The sequence below is a fragment of the Paenibacillus sp. FSL k6-2145 genome (assembly GCF_037976585.1).
GTDB lineage: Bacteria > Bacillota > Bacilli > Paenibacillales > Paenibacillaceae > Paenibacillus.
On record NZ_CP150267.1, the window covers coordinates 4,971,435 to 4,988,506 of the forward strand.

The following is a 17,072-nucleotide window of genomic DNA, read 5'->3' on the forward strand; positions in this document are numbered from 1 at the left end:
AATGGCGATTCCGTAGTACGCACTTATTACGGCAGGACATCCGCAAACCTTTTTGCGTGATCCCGCAATCGCAGAAGGTGAATAGTGAGTTGCGAATGATCTTGAACATATGAAAAGATGATCTTGAATATATGAAAAAGAGGTATTTGTCATGATGGACCCAACGGGGATCTCGACAAATACCTCTTTTTGTTTCTTCTTTTATTTTCCATGTGAAGCGACATCGTGCAAAGGAATTGTGATGTGAATTTTATAAAGCTACTCGTACATCCGTCGTTCAAGTTCAGCATAGGCAATGGCAGGATCATTACTGGAATTGTCAATATAAGCGACGGATGAAGCAGGGAGCGGCCAGACTATTTCTTTACGGACGAGAGAAGCTGTGAAGGCATCCCAGTTGGCTAATTTCCATTCATCTAGTGGGGATTTCCTTGCTGAGATCCGTTTGTGATACAACGCTTCATTCTCAAGATAAATATAGGCCACACGCACATCCGTATCATCTAGAGAACGTCCAATCCGTGCGAGTTCCTGCTCGATCCAGTCAGGGGTAACGATTTCTTTGGTAAATGGCCCCACAATGATCGTATCGATACCTAACTGAACGTTATCCAGAGCGGCGTCCATTGTGATGCGGTACCCAAGATCACGGCATAACCTTTTGTATTCAGGCGAATCTCGGTCGGATGGGTCAAGTCCCTGAAGGGTCATAATTGCCTCAGCCGCGGGACGAAGCAGAATATCCATATCAAAGAAAGCCGCTTTATGTTTACGGGAAAGGGTTTTGGCAAGTGTGGTCTTGCCACTTCCGGCCCCGCCAAGAAAGAAAATTAGTTTGCTCATGAATGTAATGCCTCCTTTAACTAGATTCAAAAAATAGGATATGTAATTGAGAAATACACGAATATTTAGATTCATCATTAGAGTTCGTGAATGAAAGGACTTGTTTATTTTAACATAAATAAAGAAGCTTGTTGGCTAGACAGAAAAGGAAGGATAAGGTAATATCATACCTAGTTGTTCTATGCATATGTTTCCGATGTATATAAAAAGAAGAGATGTAGAAGTGTATTTTTCGAAATCTAAAAACTCTTGCTAAATGAATTGAAAAGGAAGGAGTGAGCGCGTTGCAGGTTAACAAACAAATGATTAAAGGCAGTACCGAGACATTGATTCTGACCTTGCTTCAGGAACGACCGTTGTACGGTTATGAATTAATTAAGGAACTACATCGTCAATCCGAGGGTGTGTTTAATCTGAAAGAGGGCACGTTATATCCTATTTTGCATGCCATGGAGATTGAAGGATGGGTAGAGTCGTACTGGATGGAGGTTGAAGGCCGTAAACGGAAATATTATTCGATTTGTGACAAGGGCATGAAGGCCTTAGAAAGTAAAAAAGCAGAATGGAATTTGTTCCGTAGCGCTGTGGATCGAGTGCTTGGGGAAGGAGGCCTGACATGACGAATCGAGATGAGCGAATTCAGCATTATCTTGATCACATGTGTGTTCAGGTTAAAGCTCGCGAAGTACATAACGACTTGCGTAATGAGTTGGGGAACCACATGGAAGAAATGATTTTGGATAAAGAACAAGAAGGTTATACAGAGGAAGAAGCAATTGCATATGCCATTGAACAGATGGGTGATCCAGCTGTCGTAGGCAAGAGTATGCACCGCTTACATCGTCATCGCATGCATTGGGGGCTGTTAGTTGGACTAATTGGTTTGTCTATAACTAGCCTGTTACTGATATGGATTTTTACAACGAATGTCGCAGATGAAAAGTATCAGTCCTTATATCGGGGGCATGTGGTGTACACCGTTATAGGTGTAATGTTGATGTTGTTCTTTATTTACTTTGATTATCGTAAGTTGAAAAAAGCAGCTTGGTGGATCTATATTCTGCTTAATGTCATGTTGTGGATCAGTCCAATGATAACTACAGATTTTTATGGTAATAGCAGATATTGGAGCTTATTTGGATTAACATTAGACCTTACCACAGCTTCAGTGTGGATTTTGCCACTTGCTATAGGTGCCGTTATGCTGGACAAGCTTCGTTCCAATTGTAATATGCAATCCATATTGACCTACATTGCGATGGTAACGATTCCCGCAGTACTATTGTTTCAAACGTTGGACTGGGTTCGCTTGTTTCTGTTTGGCATAATGTCCATTATTTTATTTGGCTGGCTCACGCGAAAATGGCTTTATATAGTCATAGGTGCTGTTATAACAGGAAGTATTTTTGTATTGTTATTGTTCTTTGCAGATCAATACGGACGGCTGGAGAGGCTCACTGTTGTTTTGAATCTTCAGGATGACCCTTACGGCAGCGCCTATAGTAACTATTCCATTATTGAAGTTATTCGATCATCGGGCTGGTGGGGGAACGGGATTGATACAACGTTTGACAGGTTCAAAACGAGTTATTTCAATTACCCAGGTGTGCTGCTCATTGATGTGTTTGGCTGGTCAGCCGGGATACTATTATTGGTGGGTATCATCTGGTTTGTTGCAAGTATGGTGAAGATGCTTCCTCGAATTCGGGATGATTTTGGCCGTATGATTATTGTGAGTATCACAGCTATGTTTGCAATGCAAATCATCTATTCGCTGGCTATGACTACCGGAAAAGCACCTATTATTAGTATTACTTTCCCTTTTATTGGATACGGAAATCACTTGATGTTTGATTACGCCATGCTCGGTTTACTGCTCGGTATTTACCGCCGCAAGGATACTATTTCGAAGAGAAATGAAAAAAATAAGGAAGAAGATGGATGCCGACCCAATGACCAGTTCATAGGCATCCAAAATCATTACCACATCATGAAATGAGAGTATTGTTATGCTCGTTTAACGAGCATTCACGGAAACCAGATATGACGCAGGTTCACCCAGCCCTGGCTATTGAAAGATAGGCCACGAACCGAAGGCAGATAAGCGGTTTCTACCGGTTTCTCGGATAAATGGAACAGTAAATTCTGATCAACTAAAAATTGCTCAATCCGGTCTAATTCACAAGTTCGATCTGCTGCGATGGGAGAGGCGACGATCGTTTGCAAGATCTCATGGATCGTTATACGAGCAGAATCTTCCAGATGCTCAGATAACGTAGAGTAGAGATCATACCTTCGCAGTTCTTCGTCCCTGTCCCGAATCAGCGAGAAGAGAATCAGATCAGATTCCAGCCGCAGATTTCCTTTGAACTGCTCCATCGTAGCAGTACGGACGGTACAGGAGAAACCGCACTGCTCCAGTATGAAGGCCAGATGTTGAGCATCCCTGCGATATTGTGGAATGGTTGCAATGTGCAGGGAGATGGGACTAGCTGAAGTGAGTCGTTTAGAGTCATCTGCACGTCCGTCATCTCTATACATTTTAGCTAGGCATGACTGAAGGTGTGCTCTTACTTCCGGATCGTTTAACGGTCCGGTTTTTTGTGTATTACACGTGAGTAATTTATGAACCATCACCCCTGCACTAATCTGTGTCCAGTCTGCACCCGCAGACGAAGACGGATTATGAACAAGATGAAAGAACGGAGTTTCGATATCTTGGCTATCGTCCATTTTTGCCGAGGCACTCCACGGAATCTGCAGGATATCTACCCGGTCCATATGTGCTCTACCTTGAAAATATGATGAGAAGGCTTCAAGTCTGCACAAGTGATCATCCCAGGCAGTGACCTTGAACGGTCCCGTCCCAACAGGTTTTTGCATTCCATGCACATCACGGGCATGCTTCATCTTATGTTCGTTTGTTCTTGGTGAGGGTACAATCGCCGCACGACTTGTTGTCAGGAAAGACAAAAACAATTCATGAGGGTCTTTCAACTGGAAACACACGGTTAAGGAATCGACCGCTTCAATAGATAGAATCTGTTTACTTACATCACGGTACAGTGTCCGGAGATCTGTAGATTGCAGCCGTTCGAACGTATGCACAATATCATGGGCCGTCAACAACTGACCATCGTGAAATGTAATCCCTTTTCTTAAATAAAAGATCCAGGTCTTACGGTCTGTACTGACATCCCAAGTGTGAGCGAGACATGGAAGAATCTCTCCCTGTTCACCCCGTTGAACCACCCCGTCAAAGACATGGCTAGTCACAAAGGATTCAGCCAACAGATTAATGTACAGCGGATCAAGCGCATGAAGCTGTTGGCGCAGGGGCAACCGAAGTGTATCAATCTGCTCATTATTGGTACCGGCTTCCGTATGATGTCCTGAATATCCAAGCAACCACTGGTTTAGATGATCCTGCATGATTGTTGAACTGGAGAATGCGCTCACCTGCTCGGCAGCTTCCTGCAATTCCCGGCGATTCATGGCCTGCATCATATATTCTGCGGCGATTTGATCAGCCGGAACAAGCAAAGTCAGTGATGAACGTCGACCCCGGCCACGCTGGGAAACCCAACTAATCCAATCATGGGCAACCATCTTTTTGACAATCGTTAACGTATTGCGGTGCGTACAATTTAGCAACTCAGCGAGATCGGCGAGTGTAAGTTCATGTTCTGTTTGGTGGCCGTAATGACGATGCAACAGCAGATATTGCTGATGTAATTTCAAGTGTTGATTCCCTCCTGGAGGTGAACTCTGACGTATTCCTCTAAAATAAGAAGTTTTGTCGATTTTAATTTCTATTTATATTCCTATTTTATCATCTAGAATATAGCATAGAAAGGTTAATGGAGGTTATTCCGATGATTGATAAAATAATGGCTTCACCGCAACGTGCTCTAATCACGCTACTGTCTGCATGGATGCTGGCAATCATTCATCAGTATTTATTCTATGGTAATGAGATTGGCGTATCGTATCCTATTTTTGTAATTCTCTTTTATGTGTTCATGTATCTGTTTGCAAGGGACCGCATGAGGTCTTTCAAGTTCATTGATGCTTTTGTGGCGGCTGTAGTGCTATTGTTGTCGCTAACGTTCCTGTTATACGACAATGAACTGCTGTATGTTCTTAATTTTCTGGTTATACCCGGCGTAGTTATCTTACATATGACTTATCTGATGGGCAGAAAACAGAAGCAGTGGTGGGAGATTGGTTTGATTGGTACGGCTATTGACCACTTGTTGCCTCAAGCCATACGTCATTGGGGGACTGTTGCTGCCATTGCTGTGAGAGCAGGCGGGCGTGGCATGGGCAAATCACAGAAAACAGTTGTGTTCAAAGTGCTCATTGGTCTTGTGGCGTCCTTGCCTATCCTCATTGTAGTCGTTGCATTACTGTCCTCCGCTGACGGGGTCTTTGATCAGTATTTAGCCGGTTTTCCGGAGTGGCTGAATCAATTGGCTTTTACTCCAGGGATACCAAGAATCATCTGGATTGTCATTGTGGGTGTATTGCTGTTCGGTTATGCATGGGGATTTGTACAGCCAATGCAATATGAGGCAGAGAAGAGAGAGAACGCACATTGGAAAAATGGAGCAGCATCCACGGTTGATAAGCGTGATCACACCTATATATTCTCTCCTGTGGACCCGGCCACTGAAGGTAAGGTTACAAATAAGATTACACCCGAGCCCGAACGCACTCCGGTTCATCGGGAACCATTCAGATTGGACCCCATCATTGTGGGGACGATGCTGATTGTCATTAACTGTGTGTACGTTTTGTTTGTACTTGTACAGTTTTCGTATCTGTTTGGTGCAGGAGAGGGGCATCTTCCGGTAGATCTGTCTTACGCAGACTATGCTAGAAGTGGATTCGCAGAGTTAATTCTCGTCACAGGTATTAACTTCTTTATTCTTATTGTTGCTTTGCAGTATACCCGTTCGAGTGGCAAAGCGGGTTCCATCGTGCATCAGGTACTTCTCCTGATTCTGGTCAGTTGTTCAGCAATTATGTTGTATTCCGCGTTTATGCGCCTAAATCTGTATGAGCAGGCATATGGATATACGTACATCCGCTTTCTGGTACACGCATTCATGATCTTCCTCGCACTCCTCTTGCTGATTGCTGGCCTTCGTATACGGTACACATCAATACCGCTGATCCGCTGGTATCTTGTGCTTGCGCTCACTGCATATGTTGCTGTCAACTATGTGGGCATGGATAAACGGATTGCCGAGCTGAATATTGAACGTTATCATCAGACTGGCAATATTGATGCAACCTATCTGGCAAGTCTGTCGGCAGATGCAGTTCCGTTACTTCGAGATTTTGCTCAGGAGGAGTACCCGGATCTCAAGAGGGAAATGCTGGAACGTCAAGCCTACTTGGACGAGGATTCATCAGATCGTTCATGGCCTTCTTATAACGTGGCAAGATACCGAGCTGAGCTAGAAATGTCCAAATTGAGAACGGAATAGCTGAATAGTAGTTGTTTTCACGTACGGATTTATGCAAAAACAATATGTAAGTGTTATAATATAAAAACTAACCTATAAAGGGGGTGAATCCCTTGTTTGAACTGCAGGAGTTATTACCATATTTATTCTCGATTGGACTCATCTTCACCGTCAGTTATGCCTATATTGCCCATCTTCACTGTGGCATGACAGAGTACTGGATGGAAGGTGGCGCCGGTGGTGGACTTGAACCTGTACTTCCCGCCTTATGTTTGGACAGACAGCATAGACAGGAAGACTGGAGCCGCATGATTAGACGAAGAGAAGCGCCCGATGAAGATGAACCAGATTGTCATTCCTCGTTGAACGATTGGTCAACAAATCAACGAGGAGGATATATATGGAACATAAGACTAACAAGGGATTCACTTTTACTTTGGGCAAGGGACGGATCTATGGCCTGATTGTCATTTTGTTTGCAGTCATGCTGCTTGCCGGATGCAGCAACAACGTGTCGGAGATTACTTCATCGACACCGGGATTTTTTAATCACTACATTGTATTTCCACTGTCGTATCTGATTCAGCATATTGCCACGATATTTAACGGAAGCTACGGGGTCGCGATTATCGTGATTACGCTGGTCATTCGTTTAGCGCTTTTGCCCTTGATGATGCGCCAAGCCAAGTCCCAGCAGGGAACACGAGTCATCATGAACGCCATGAAACCCGAAATGGATGCGCTCAAGAAAAAATATGAAGGCAAAAATGACCCTGCTGATAAGCAAAAGCTGTCTCAGGAAACGATGGAGCTATACAAGAAACATAAGTTCAATCCGCTGAACATTGGTTGCTTGCCAATGCTCATTCAGTTGCCTATCCTGTCCGGTATTTACACAGCCATCCGACTTACACCGGAGTTGTCCTCCCACTCGTTCCTGTGGTTCAAACTGGGAGCGCCGGACTACGTACTCGCAGTGGTGGTCGCGGTCATATATCTGATTCAAGCCAAGGTATCACAAGCCAATATGGCGCCTGAGCAGCGAAAACAGTTCGCCATCATGGGATATCTCTCCCCATTGATGATGGCATTCTTTTCTCTTTCAGCCCCGGCAGCCATGCCGCTTTACTGGACGGTTGGGGGTTCGTTCCTGGTACTGCAGACGTTATTGTTCCGTAAAATGTACCCTGTAGAACATCCGCAGGAGCCTGTGGTTGTGGAAGTGAGTCAGAAAAAGAATAAAAAATCTAGCTCCGCCAAACCTTCTCGGAAACCTGCAAAGTCTTAATAAATTTGGTCGCAGGTGACAAGAGAAACATGGTGACTACGTAAACTTGTTGAATACAAAAAAACATAATGAAGAAGCCTGATCCATATGGATCAGGCTTTTTTTGTACTCTCAGGTGTTCCTTTTTAGTTTTTTTTACGAAAGCGGATGAAAAGCATAACGTCCACTGCCTGTTCCCCAATATCACTTAATGATGATATACTTACCTGATCAAATATGATATTGATAATCAATATCAATTATTGAGTGATGTATACATTGGAAAAAGTGAAACGAGGAGCGCGGATAGATGCAAGAGGAAGAAGCAAGACAGGGATTTACACCGGAGATGATTGATATGATGGCCAGTATCTGGACACGTTCGATCATTACATTAATAGATGTACGCTTTCAGAATGTAGCGTCACAATACCCGTTGGAGCAATATAAAATGCCTAGTAGCATGTTTATCTATGCATATGGGGGAGAAGCGCAAATCCAACTGAATGAAACCACATTTGCAATGGAACGTTTTGGCTTAGTTCACGGTGGGAAGGGGAGCCTGCTCAGTATTACACCTAAAGAGGAGATGGTGAAGACCTTTATGGTGTTTTATAGAGCAGAATCACCTCTCTTTTTCAAGAAACATTTGCAACAATTACTGGAGCAAGTAAATCCATTTGTTCAACAGTTTGGTTATACGCCAAGTAATCCCATCTTGCTACGCGATTGGTTCCAACGGATGATGAATGGCTGGAAACGTGGCAAGGCGATGGATCAGCTACAGGCCAAAAGTTTTCTATATCAATTGATTCATGAGGTGTATAGGGATTTGGAGGGTGGTGAGATTCGGTATCTCCAGCCAGATCCAGCCTGTTCTGCCAAGATATATCTCGATAAACATTACAGGGAGCCGATTATGTTTCAACAAATTGCCGATATGTTTGGGATCAGTGGTGGACAATTAACGCGGTTGTTCAAAAAAAGGGAAGGGATGAACTTACAGGAGTATCTCATTCAGAGAAGGATTGAAGCTGCCTGTCATGACTTGAAACATACAGAAGCGACGGTTAAAGAAATCGCAACTGGAGCTGGTTTCGCAGATGAGAAAAACCTGTTCCGCATGTTTAAGAAACATTACAAGATGACACCAAGTGATTATCGGAAAATAAACGCACTATCCATGCAGGTTGATGGTATTGATAATGATTCTCATCTCCCTTACGATGAGAGGGAACTAGCGAGTCTAGTCAAGTCTTATAGAGATGGGGAATCAACGATGTTTGGATCATTAAGAAGTAAAGAAATGATTTTGGCGGCGGCGATAAGCATGATGCTCTTATTGACAGCATGTACGTCAGGGACGCCAGCGAATAATGGGGGAACGGCAAATACAACACCTGCACAGACACAGCAGACGGCACAACAGGAAGGGTCGGAGACAAAAGCTTCGGAAGCAGTCTCGCAGACCAGAACGATAACCACAGTTAAGGGTGATGTTGAGGTGCCTAACAATCCTCAGCGAGTTGTAGTCGATTATTTGGTTGGTGATGTGGTAGCCCTAGGTGTAACTCCTTTAGGTGTGGCTAGAGCTGCACGGGGAGAGACAGAGCCTGTTTATGCTAACCAGATTACAGACTCCATAAAAGTAGCCATGGAGCCGGAAGATATCATGACGCTTGAGCCTGATCTTATCATTTTGGCATGGAGTGATGAGTCGTATGATGATTTATCCAAAATTGCCCCGACCATTTATGTTCCCTATGGTGATATGACTACAGAAGAGCGGATACAATTTATTAGCGATGTTTTGAACAAACAGGAAGAGGCTAAGGATGTTTTGAATGCTTATACCGGAAAAATCGAAGAAGCAAAGCTAGCCTTTCAGAATGCGGGCCTTTCCGATATGACGATTACGGTTGGAGAATTCAGTGATAAAAGTAACTACATAGCTGGAGCCAAGCATGCCGTTGGCGAGCTTGTTTACAATGAACTTCAATTGCAGGCACCTTCAAAAGTCCAAACGGATATTATCGATGCAGATAAATATTGGGGCGATGTCTCCATGGAAGTATTACCCGCTTACTCTGGGGATTATATGATCTTCTTAGGAGATGGAAACGTTGCTTCTGATAATGCTGTGTGGAATGCCATACCTGCTGTGCAACATGATCGGATCGTAAAGGTAGATTCTTCGCTATCTTGGTCCACCGACGTAATGACTTCCAGTGCATTGATTGATTATATTGTTAGTCAATTGCTGGCATTAGCTAAATAAGAGTTAGAACGAAATTTTAATTGAGAACTCCAAATTTTCAAACATGACCAGTCGAATTTATGGACGTTAATATCCATATTCGTTTGGATTGTCAATAGGTGATGAAAGGGAAACGAGATGAAAAGCAAGCCTGAACAAAAACGCCGTGGGGCGATGAACTTCACCATGTACATGGTAGTAGGGCTTGGATTAACGGTTCTCATGTCGGCGGCATCGATTATGTTTGGTGCTGCTGATATGAGGTTAGCAACGGTATGGGAGGCTATTTTCCGATTTGATCCAATGCGCACTGAACATCAAATTATTCAAACCATGCGTCTTCCGCGTACCGTAGCTGATCTGATCGTTGGGTGCAGCCTTGCGGTATGTGGCGCTATCATGCAGGGGACAACGCGCAATCCGCTGGCCGACTCCGGGCTCATGGGGATTAGCTCTGGCGCAGCATTTGCAATTGCACTATGCCTGGCCTTTCTGCCGGGTTATTCGTATTGGCAGATGATGTTGTTCGCTTGTCTGGGAGCAGCGATCGCCACCGGTATGACTTACTTTACCGCATCACTGGGCAATCGCGGAATGACGCCACAGCGGCTTGTACTGGCAGGTCTATCTATTTCAATGTTGTTTGGCGCACTCAGTCAGTATTTGGCGATCAATTATAACCTGGGCAGAGCATTGACATTCTGGACGGCGGGTAGTACAGCGGGGGTCAAATGGGGAGAATTGCTGATTATCTCACCGCTCTTTGTTGGTGGTATACTGCTGGCACTGGCCTTATCCCCTTCCGTTACATTGCTCAGTTTGGGAGATGATGTGGCAAGTGGACTCGGCATTCGTAGCGGACTGGTCAAGATTTTGTCGACATTTATTGTACTTGTGCTGACTGGATTGGCTGTTGTTGTGGTTGGCCCGGTTGGTTTTGTGGGTCTGATCACCCCGCATATTGTGCGATATATGGTAGGTGTCGACTATCGATACATTATTCCGGCAGCGGCAATATATGGTGCGTTGCTCACCGTATCGGCCGATTTGGCTGGACGCTTGATCAATAAACCGTTCGAAACGCCGATTGCCATTATATTTTCTATCATTGGTGTGCCGTATTTTCTCTTCTTGGCTCGAAGACAAAGGAGGGAATACGAATGACCAAGCGGCGTTATACGGTGAAACGAGGCATTATCATCAATGCAGTGCTTATGGTGCTCATCCTTGTGTTTGCTATCATTAGCATGAATTCTGGCAAGATGAATCTTTCACCGCTAGAAGTGCTGAACGTTCTCATAGGAAACGGTACCGATAAGCAAAATCTGATTGTGTTTGATTTTCGTTTGCCACGAATTGTACTTTCGATCTTGGTAGGTCTGGGGATGGGAGCGGCGGGGGGCGTGATGCAGAGTTTGCTGCGCAATGACATGGCTAGTCCGGGAACACTGGGAATTAGTTCGGGATCGGGTTTGTTTGTCCTGTTCTTCGTTGTATTCATTGCACCAACAGGGAAGAGTTCCTTCATTGCTCTGCCTCTGTTGGCTTTTGTTGGCGGACTATTGGCGGCGGGATTGATCTTCTTATTATCGTATCGCCGCGGACGAGACATCTCACCAATCGGTTTAATCTTGACCGGGGTCGCGCTAGGAAGCGGGTATGGGGCGCTGACGACTTTCTTGACACTCAAGCTGGATGATTCGCAGATGAATTTCATGCTGTATTGGCTCGCGGGGAGCCTATGGGGCGATGATTGGGGCTATATTTCCATACTGACACCATGGGTTTTGATCTTACTCGGTTATATTTTTTACAAGGCTCGCATACTGAATGCCCTCCATCTGGGCAATCAGACAGCACAGGGGCTTGGTGTTTCCGTAAATCGGCAGTTTTTGGGATTGTCAATCGCTGCTGTTGCTTTATCCTCTGGAAGTGTAGCTGTGGGGGGAAGCTTCTTTTTTGTTGGCTTGATCGCTCCGCATATGGCCAGAAAACTGGTCGGTCCCGATCATAAATTGCTCATTCCGGCTGCCAGCTTGGCCGGGGGACTAGTCGTGGTGTTGGCTGACACGATTACGCGCACGGTTAGCCTGGTAGGAGATGTGCCGACAGGAATCGTCATTACAGTCATTAGTGTTCCATATTTTCTTTATTTACTAGCAAAAGCCAAATAACACAATCAATGATATGGTCTGAATTTTTTGTGGAAAACGGCTTGGTAGTACTGTGCGCTGCATTTTAAAGCAGAATGCACGATATCAAAAGTTCAACGATCGAAGCTGCCTGCTACCGCTATGCTTCTTAATCAATAGCATATAAAAAAAGATGCCATTACGAGGATATCGTAGTGGCATCTTTTGATTTTTTCTCATTTGATAGTCAAGTGGATTACTAGGAAATTACTCAGGATTTATATGGCAGGTTTTCCGACAGCTGAAAACGGGAAACGAAATACCAGATGAGCTCGCGACGTGAGGATACCTTGGTTTTGGCAAAAATGGATTTTAAATGATCCTGAACGGTGTAGACAGAAATATGCATCGCAGCAGCAATTTCTTTGGATGAATAGCTGCGGAGCACATATCCGAGCAATTCCCGCTCTCGACTGGATAATCCATGGCTCTCGGCGAGCAAGGGAAGCAAATCCTGCGGCATCGCCTGCTCCAAACGGATGGCAATCTGATCCGGTCCCGCGAGGTGTTGCATAAGACTGGCATGAAGTAGGAGGTAACGCCCATCCGGAAGTTGGATACAGACTTTGGAGGGCGAGTCAGGAGTGAGTTGAGTATTTTCAGCCCGTTCTGCCTGATTCTTGCGTTGCAAGTGGGAACTCACTGCACGTACCGGACGGGGCAGAACATCAGGCCCTACATGTTCCAGCATGCGCAATTGGGATAGCCAATACTGAGCAGGGGCGTTTAGGGATAAAAGCTGGAACGTGTCTGAGGTGATCAAAATTCCGGGTTCCTCGGGACTTTCACTCGTAATCTCATCGATCAGTGTCAGGCTCGTGGACCGCAGCATCGATGCAATAGAAGCGGTCCAGGACTGAATCATCAACCGCTCCTCCTCTGTAAAGACAGCACTTTCTGTCTTACGATATAGGGTCAGATATCCCCAGCAAGCGTCTCCACTGACCAATACAGCACGTAGTTCATCACCAAACCCCGCTGGCTGAAGAATGTTGATATAACGTGGGCTTTGTTCAAGCTGTGAGTTCATAGACGTATGAAGTGTAGCACTATGTTCACCGCTGCGAATTAATTCAGCGTATTTATGTATATCTTCTTCCATGTATTCATTGATGAATAACCGATCATGAATGGCCTCAATGCCATCTTCTGTCACGGCTCCTGTGGAAAGAAGAGTCAGAGGATCAACGGTAGTGAAACAGTATGCGTCGTAAGGTACAACCGAATGGATCTGCTTGAGAACAGCTTCCCGATAGGTACGTGAGGTCCAGGTTCCTTTTTCAAGAGAAGTGATAAGTCTATGGTTCCGATCAATACGTGATGTCAACAAAATTACTCCTCTCTCTGCGCACATATCCCAATGTTCTGGGATTGTAGGCTCGCCGTATCCTTCTATAATGAAATTAGACGAACAACGAGTCAAGTCTAACTTCAATTCAAGAGGAGTGCGGTGTCCATGAATCACAATCCATCACCGATGAGCTGGGAAACGGCAGATGTTCATCGTTACGAACAATCGATAGCCCTGAAAATTCCGGGTTATTCTCATATGCATGATCTAATGGAACGGCTGCTCGCAGCATCGTTTGCGGATAACAACGATATTCATATACTTGTAGCCGGAGCGGGAGGGGGAAAAGAGATTGCTCTGCTTGGCTCACGCCATACGGAGTGGACAATGATCGGTGTTGATCCTTCACTGCCCATGCTGCAACTTGCTGAGAAACGAGTCGAGGAAGCAGGCATCGGTTCCAGAGTGAAGCTGCAACCTGTCACGGTTGAAGAATTGCCGGAGGATATCGTATATGATGGGGCGACAAGCATGCTCATGTTACATTTCCTTCAGGGGATGGAGGCCAAGAGAATGTTTCTTACCAGCCTCGCAGCGAGACTTAAACCGGGTGCACCATTGATTGTTGCGGCTGTAAATGCCGATCTTCGTTCACCTGCACATCCAATCATGATGCAAGCTTGGAAGGATCACATGTTGAGTGTGGGCGTGCTTTCTGAAGAGTGGGAGCGTTTTGCTGCTTCCCTAGGCCGTGAATCCGATCCGATATGCTCTGAAGAGATGACTCAGCTGCTGACGGAATGCGGTTTCTCACATATTACACGTTACTTCGGGGCGTTCTGGGTGGAGGGGTATTATGCAATTCGAAACTAACGTGAAGCCTATGAAAGATCAGATCTGGGTGGTTGGCGGTTATGGTCAAGTGGGGCAGATGATATGTACTCAACTGGGGAAATTGTTCCCGGGTAAAGTATGGGCTGCGGGTACGCGTATGAGCCGTGCGGAAGAGTTCAGCCGATCTACAGGTGGTGCTGTGCTACCTCTTCAACTGGATGTAACACGACCTGTAGAGCCATCTATGTTAAGGCCAGTGAAGCTGGTCATCATGTGTGTGGACCAAAGCGATACCCGGTTTGTTGAAGCCTGTGCACAAGCCGGAACCGATTATATTGATATTTCTGCAAAATATGATTTTCTCGCCCAGGTGGAACAACTGCACACCAAAATGCAACGTTCCAAATCGACTGCGATACTCAGCGTTGGATTATCTCCCGGAGTGACTAATTTGCTTGTACGTGAAGCGACCATGCATATGGATCAGGTGGAGGAAGCAGACATTACCGTAATGCTGGGACTTGGAGAGAAACACGGAAAAGCTGCCGTGGAGTGGACCGTTGATCAGATGAATGCCACCTACCAAGTGATGCAAAAGGGCAAATCTGCTGAGGTACAAAGTTTCGGAGATGGCAAATGTATTGATTTTGGAGCGGAACTGGGGAACCGAAAGGCCTATCGATTTAACTTTTCCGATCAGCACGTGGTTGCTCGGACGTTACGTATTCCAACCGTATCTACCAGACTCTGTCTGGACTCCCGCTGGATCACAAGATCCATGGCAATCTCCAAACGTGCAGGTTTGTTTTCGTTGCTGCGTATCCCGTCTATTCGGAGTGGAACGGTTAAGGCATTTGGCCTTATTCCTGGGGGAGAGCCGATGTATGCAGTCAAGGTCGATGCCGTAGGGTGGGAAAATGGTGAGCAAATCCGCGTCGAACAACTACTGGTCGGCGCAAAGGAAGCAGATGCAACAGCAGCAGTAGCTGCAGCCGTGGCAGAACGTGTGTACAAAACAGAGTTGCCACATGGTGTATTTCATATTGAACAGTGTCTCTCTTTGCAGGACATTCAGGATGCACTTCATATGCCACTAAAGGTGACGACAAAGATCACCTAGTTTCATGTTCTTTTGCTGAGAACCTCCGATCTGCTATGATGGAACAATAATCAAGGCATGAATGGAGGCAGATCATGAACTGTGTTGCTGTATTACCTTATTACAAAGTGCAGAGAGAAGTGACGGGTCTCGCCCAAGAGATTGAGATGAATGCCCGCTCCATGATTCTGTATTCAGATAAAATTGTGACCAAATACCGTGAGTTCAACATCACAGAAGTGTTTGATATGTCATTTCGCCGGATGGGTGATGAAGGTGGATTTTTCTATCTGCACACAAGTACAGGCGTGTATCCATATATGGTTGAAATTGATCCCAAACCCTTTATACAAAGTTTCAGAAAGATGACGATTCAAAAATTAAAATGACTTGACCTTGCCGTTACGTAAAGGCTTACTCTCGGATATGGAAGGAATGATAACGAATCCAGAGGAGCCGTGAATGTAATGAGTATACTGATTCAGCAAGCTACGATCCTAACGATGAAAGATGCCGATGCCCCCTTTACGGGGGATATTCGTGTTGAGGGAGATCGCATTACGCAGATTACTGATCACATTCTGCCTCAACCGCAAGATGAGATTATCGATGGACGCAATAAGGTTGCCATGCCAGGACTGATTAATGCCCACCAACATACACCGATGAGTCTGCTCCGGGGATTCTCGGATGATCTGAAGCTGATGGACTGGCTTGAACGCAAAATGCTGCCTGCCGAGGCGCGGATGAACCCGGAAGACATCTATTGGGGTGCCAAGTTATCCATCGCCGAGATGATCCGTTCAGGTACCACTGCTTTTGCGGATATGTATATTCACATGAATGAGATAGCGGAAGCTGTTCAGCAAACGGGCATCCGGGCATCGCTTACACGTGGGATGGTATTCATGGAGGAGGATGGGGGACGCAGGTTGCAGGAGGCAATCGATCTGGTGCAACGCTGGTCTGGAGCGGCCGATGGGCGAATTACAACCATGTATGGGCCCCACTCACCCTACACTTGTCCCATGGAGCCGCTACGTGAAGTCATTGCTCTGGCTGTCACGGAGGATATCCCGCTACATATTCATCTGGCTGAGACGAAGGAAGAAGTTGTGAAGATCCGTGAGCGCTATGGCATGACACCAACAGAGTATTTGGAAGAGGCGGGCATGTTCGAACAGGCACATGTGCTGCTTGCACATGGTGTACACCTCAATCGCAGGGACATCGGCAGATTGAAGGGCATGCGAGGAGGTGTAGCGCACAATCCGGTCAGTAATCTGAAGCTGGGGTGTGGAATTGCTCCGATCACCGAGATGTTGGCACAGGGGATTAACGTGGGAATCGGAACCGATGGAGCGGGAAGTGCCACAACTGTGGATATGTTCGAGGAGATCAAAGCCGCGACTTGGCTGCAAAAGCTGGACTATGGTGACCCCACTCGCTTGCCAGCCAAGAACGTTCTACACATGGCTACACGCGGAAGCGCTAATCTGTTGGGTCTACAGGATGAAGTGGGTATGTTTGAGGTGGGGCACAAAGCGGATCTGATCCTGATCGATCTGGCAAAACCACATCTTCAACCGATACATGAGGTAGAGTCGCTACTGGCTTACAGTGTAAATGGGGCGGACGTGGACACCACCATTGTGAACGGTCAGATCCTCATGCGAGGCAGGAAACTGCTGACGATTGATGAGGATGAACTCTACCGTGAGGTAAAGGTTAGAGCAAAAAGAATTGTTGAGGGAATTTAATTTTTAGTGAATTTGATCCAAACTGGCAAAATATTTGTACTCAAAACGCTATGGA

General features: G+C 45.6%; 15 protein-coding genes. 12 read left to right on the forward strand and 3 right to left on the reverse strand.

Going from position 1 to position 17,072, the window contains the following annotated elements; genetic code table 11:
- Nucleotides 1–258: 258 nt before the first annotated feature.
- A complete protein-coding gene (locus tag NZ043_RS22250) occupies nucleotides 259–843 on the reverse strand; it encodes an AAA family ATPase (protein ID WP_339309246.1) in 585 nt (194 codons plus the stop codon).
- A 284-nt stretch (nucleotides 844–1,127) separates the two neighbouring features.
- Between NZ043_RS22250 and NZ043_RS22255 the strand changes: the two genes are divergently transcribed.
- Both NZ043_RS22255 and NZ043_RS22260 read left to right on the forward strand, forming a co-directional pair.
- Nucleotides 1,128–1,463, forward strand: coding sequence for a helix-turn-helix transcriptional regulator (locus NZ043_RS22255; protein ID WP_339309247.1), 336 nt, complete (start codon nucleotides 1,128–1,130; stop codon nucleotides 1,461–1,463).
- Nucleotides 1,460–2,842 carry an FtsW/RodA/SpoVE family cell cycle protein gene (locus tag NZ043_RS22260; RefSeq protein WP_339309248.1) on the forward strand — a complete coding sequence of 461 codons (1,383 nt, stop codon included), beginning with the start codon at nucleotides 1,460–1,462 and terminating at the stop codon, nucleotides 2,840–2,842. The genes NZ043_RS22255 and NZ043_RS22260 overlap by 4 nt, the downstream gene beginning before the upstream one ends.
- A gap of 29 nt (nucleotides 2,843–2,871) precedes the next feature.
- On the opposite strand, the gene NZ043_RS22265 is transcribed toward NZ043_RS22260, so the two are convergent.
- Nucleotides 2,872–4,584 (reverse strand): ABC transporter substrate-binding protein, encoded by a 1,713-nt coding sequence (locus NZ043_RS22265; protein WP_339309249.1) that lies wholly within the window; start codon nucleotides 4,582–4,584, stop codon nucleotides 2,872–2,874.
- A 134-nt stretch (nucleotides 4,585–4,718) separates the two neighbouring features.
- On the opposite strand from NZ043_RS22265, the gene NZ043_RS22270 reads away from it, so the two are divergent.
- The 6 genes from NZ043_RS22270 to NZ043_RS22295 all read left to right on the forward strand — a co-directional run bounded on the left by NZ043_RS22270 (nucleotide 4,719) and on the right by NZ043_RS22295 (nucleotide 12,015).
- Complete coding sequence (locus tag NZ043_RS22270; protein WP_339309250.1) at nucleotides 4,719–6,338, forward strand: DUF4173 domain-containing protein; 1,620 nt, start codon at nucleotides 4,719–4,721, stop codon at nucleotides 6,336–6,338.
- 92 nt (nucleotides 6,339–6,430) lie between these two features.
- Complete coding sequence (locus NZ043_RS22275) at nucleotides 6,431–6,781, forward strand: hypothetical protein (protein ID WP_339309251.1); 351 nt, start codon at nucleotides 6,431–6,433, stop codon at nucleotides 6,779–6,781.
- On the forward strand, nucleotides 6,718–7,605 hold the full coding sequence (yidC, locus tag NZ043_RS22280; RefSeq protein ID WP_133384522.1) for a membrane protein insertase YidC: 888 nt from the start codon (nucleotides 6,718–6,720) through the stop codon (nucleotides 7,603–7,605). The genes NZ043_RS22275 and yidC overlap by 64 nt, the downstream gene beginning before the upstream one ends.
- Nucleotides 7,606–7,894: 289 nt before the next feature.
- Nucleotides 7,895–9,862, forward strand: a complete 1,968-nt coding sequence (locus NZ043_RS22285; RefSeq protein WP_091031296.1) for an AraC family transcriptional regulator — start codon at nucleotides 7,895–7,897, stop codon at nucleotides 9,860–9,862.
- A 117-nt stretch (nucleotides 9,863–9,979) separates the two neighbouring features.
- Nucleotides 9,980–11,005 carry an iron ABC transporter permease gene (locus NZ043_RS22290; RefSeq protein ID WP_339309252.1) on the forward strand — a complete coding sequence of 342 codons (1,026 nt, stop codon included), beginning with the start codon at nucleotides 9,980–9,982 and terminating at the stop codon, nucleotides 11,003–11,005.
- Nucleotides 11,002–12,015: an iron ABC transporter permease gene (locus NZ043_RS22295; RefSeq protein WP_339309253.1), complete on the forward strand. Its 1,014-nt coding sequence runs from the start codon at nucleotides 11,002–11,004 to the stop codon at nucleotides 12,013–12,015. Before NZ043_RS22290 ends, NZ043_RS22295 begins: the two co-directional genes overlap by 4 nt.
- 229 nt (nucleotides 12,016–12,244) lie before the next feature.
- On the opposite strand, the gene NZ043_RS22300 is transcribed toward NZ043_RS22295, so the two are convergent.
- Nucleotides 12,245–13,360 carry a LuxR C-terminal-related transcriptional regulator gene (locus NZ043_RS22300; RefSeq protein WP_339309254.1) on the reverse strand — a complete coding sequence of 372 codons (1,116 nt, stop codon included), beginning with the start codon at nucleotides 13,358–13,360 and terminating at the stop codon, nucleotides 12,245–12,247.
- Between the two features lie 129 nt (nucleotides 13,361–13,489).
- Between NZ043_RS22300 and NZ043_RS22305 the strand changes: the two genes are divergently transcribed.
- The 4 genes from NZ043_RS22305 (at nucleotide 13,490) to NZ043_RS22320 (ending at nucleotide 17,017) form a co-directional block, all read left to right on the forward strand.
- Nucleotides 13,490–14,197: a class I SAM-dependent methyltransferase gene (locus NZ043_RS22305; RefSeq protein ID WP_339309255.1), complete on the forward strand. Its 708-nt coding sequence runs from the start codon at nucleotides 13,490–13,492 to the stop codon at nucleotides 14,195–14,197.
- Entirely contained in the window at nucleotides 14,181–15,278 is a 1,098-nt protein-coding gene (locus NZ043_RS22310; protein ID WP_339309256.1) for a saccharopine dehydrogenase NADP-binding domain-containing protein, read from the forward strand. The genes NZ043_RS22305 and NZ043_RS22310 overlap by 17 nt, the downstream gene beginning before the upstream one ends.
- 74 nt (nucleotides 15,279–15,352) lie before the next feature.
- A complete protein-coding gene (locus NZ043_RS22315) occupies nucleotides 15,353–15,646 on the forward strand; it encodes a hypothetical protein (RefSeq protein ID WP_076214685.1) in 294 nt (97 codons plus the stop codon).
- A gap of 78 nt (nucleotides 15,647–15,724) precedes the next feature.
- The gene (locus NZ043_RS22320; RefSeq protein WP_339309257.1) at nucleotides 15,725–17,017 is read left to right on the forward strand and encodes an amidohydrolase; all 1,293 of its coding nucleotides are present in this window, start codon (nucleotides 15,725–15,727) and stop codon (nucleotides 17,015–17,017) included.
- The last annotated feature ends 55 nt before the right edge of the window (nucleotides 17,018–17,072 follow it).

Coding starts and splice junctions, on each gene's coding strand:
- NZ043_RS22250 (WP_339309246.1), bottom strand. CDS start 843: ATGAGCAAACTAATTTTCTTTCTTGGCGGGGCCGGAAGTGGCAAGACC.
- NZ043_RS22260 (WP_339309248.1), top strand. CDS start 1,460: ATGACGAATCGAGATGAGCGAATTCAGCATTATCTTGATCACATGTGT.
- NZ043_RS22270 (WP_339309250.1), top strand. CDS start 4,719: ATGATTGATAAAATAATGGCTTCACCGCAACGTGCTCTAATCACGCTA.
- yidC (WP_133384522.1), top strand. CDS start 6,718: ATGGAACATAAGACTAACAAGGGATTCACTTTTACTTTGGGCAAGGGA.
- NZ043_RS22285 (WP_091031296.1), top strand. CDS start 7,895: ATGCAAGAGGAAGAAGCAAGACAGGGATTTACACCGGAGATGATTGAT.
- NZ043_RS22290 (WP_339309252.1), top strand. CDS start 9,980: ATGAAAAGCAAGCCTGAACAAAAACGCCGTGGGGCGATGAACTTCACC.
- NZ043_RS22295 (WP_339309253.1), top strand. CDS start 11,002: ATGACCAAGCGGCGTTATACGGTGAAACGAGGCATTATCATCAATGCA.
- NZ043_RS22305 (WP_339309255.1), top strand. CDS start 13,490: ATGAATCACAATCCATCACCGATGAGCTGGGAAACGGCAGATGTTCAT.
- NZ043_RS22310 (WP_339309256.1), top strand. CDS start 14,181: ATGCAATTCGAAACTAACGTGAAGCCTATGAAAGATCAGATCTGGGTG.
- NZ043_RS22315 (WP_076214685.1), top strand. CDS start 15,353: ATGAACTGTGTTGCTGTATTACCTTATTACAAAGTGCAGAGAGAAGTG.
- NZ043_RS22320 (WP_339309257.1), top strand. CDS start 15,725: ATGAGTATACTGATTCAGCAAGCTACGATCCTAACGATGAAAGATGCC.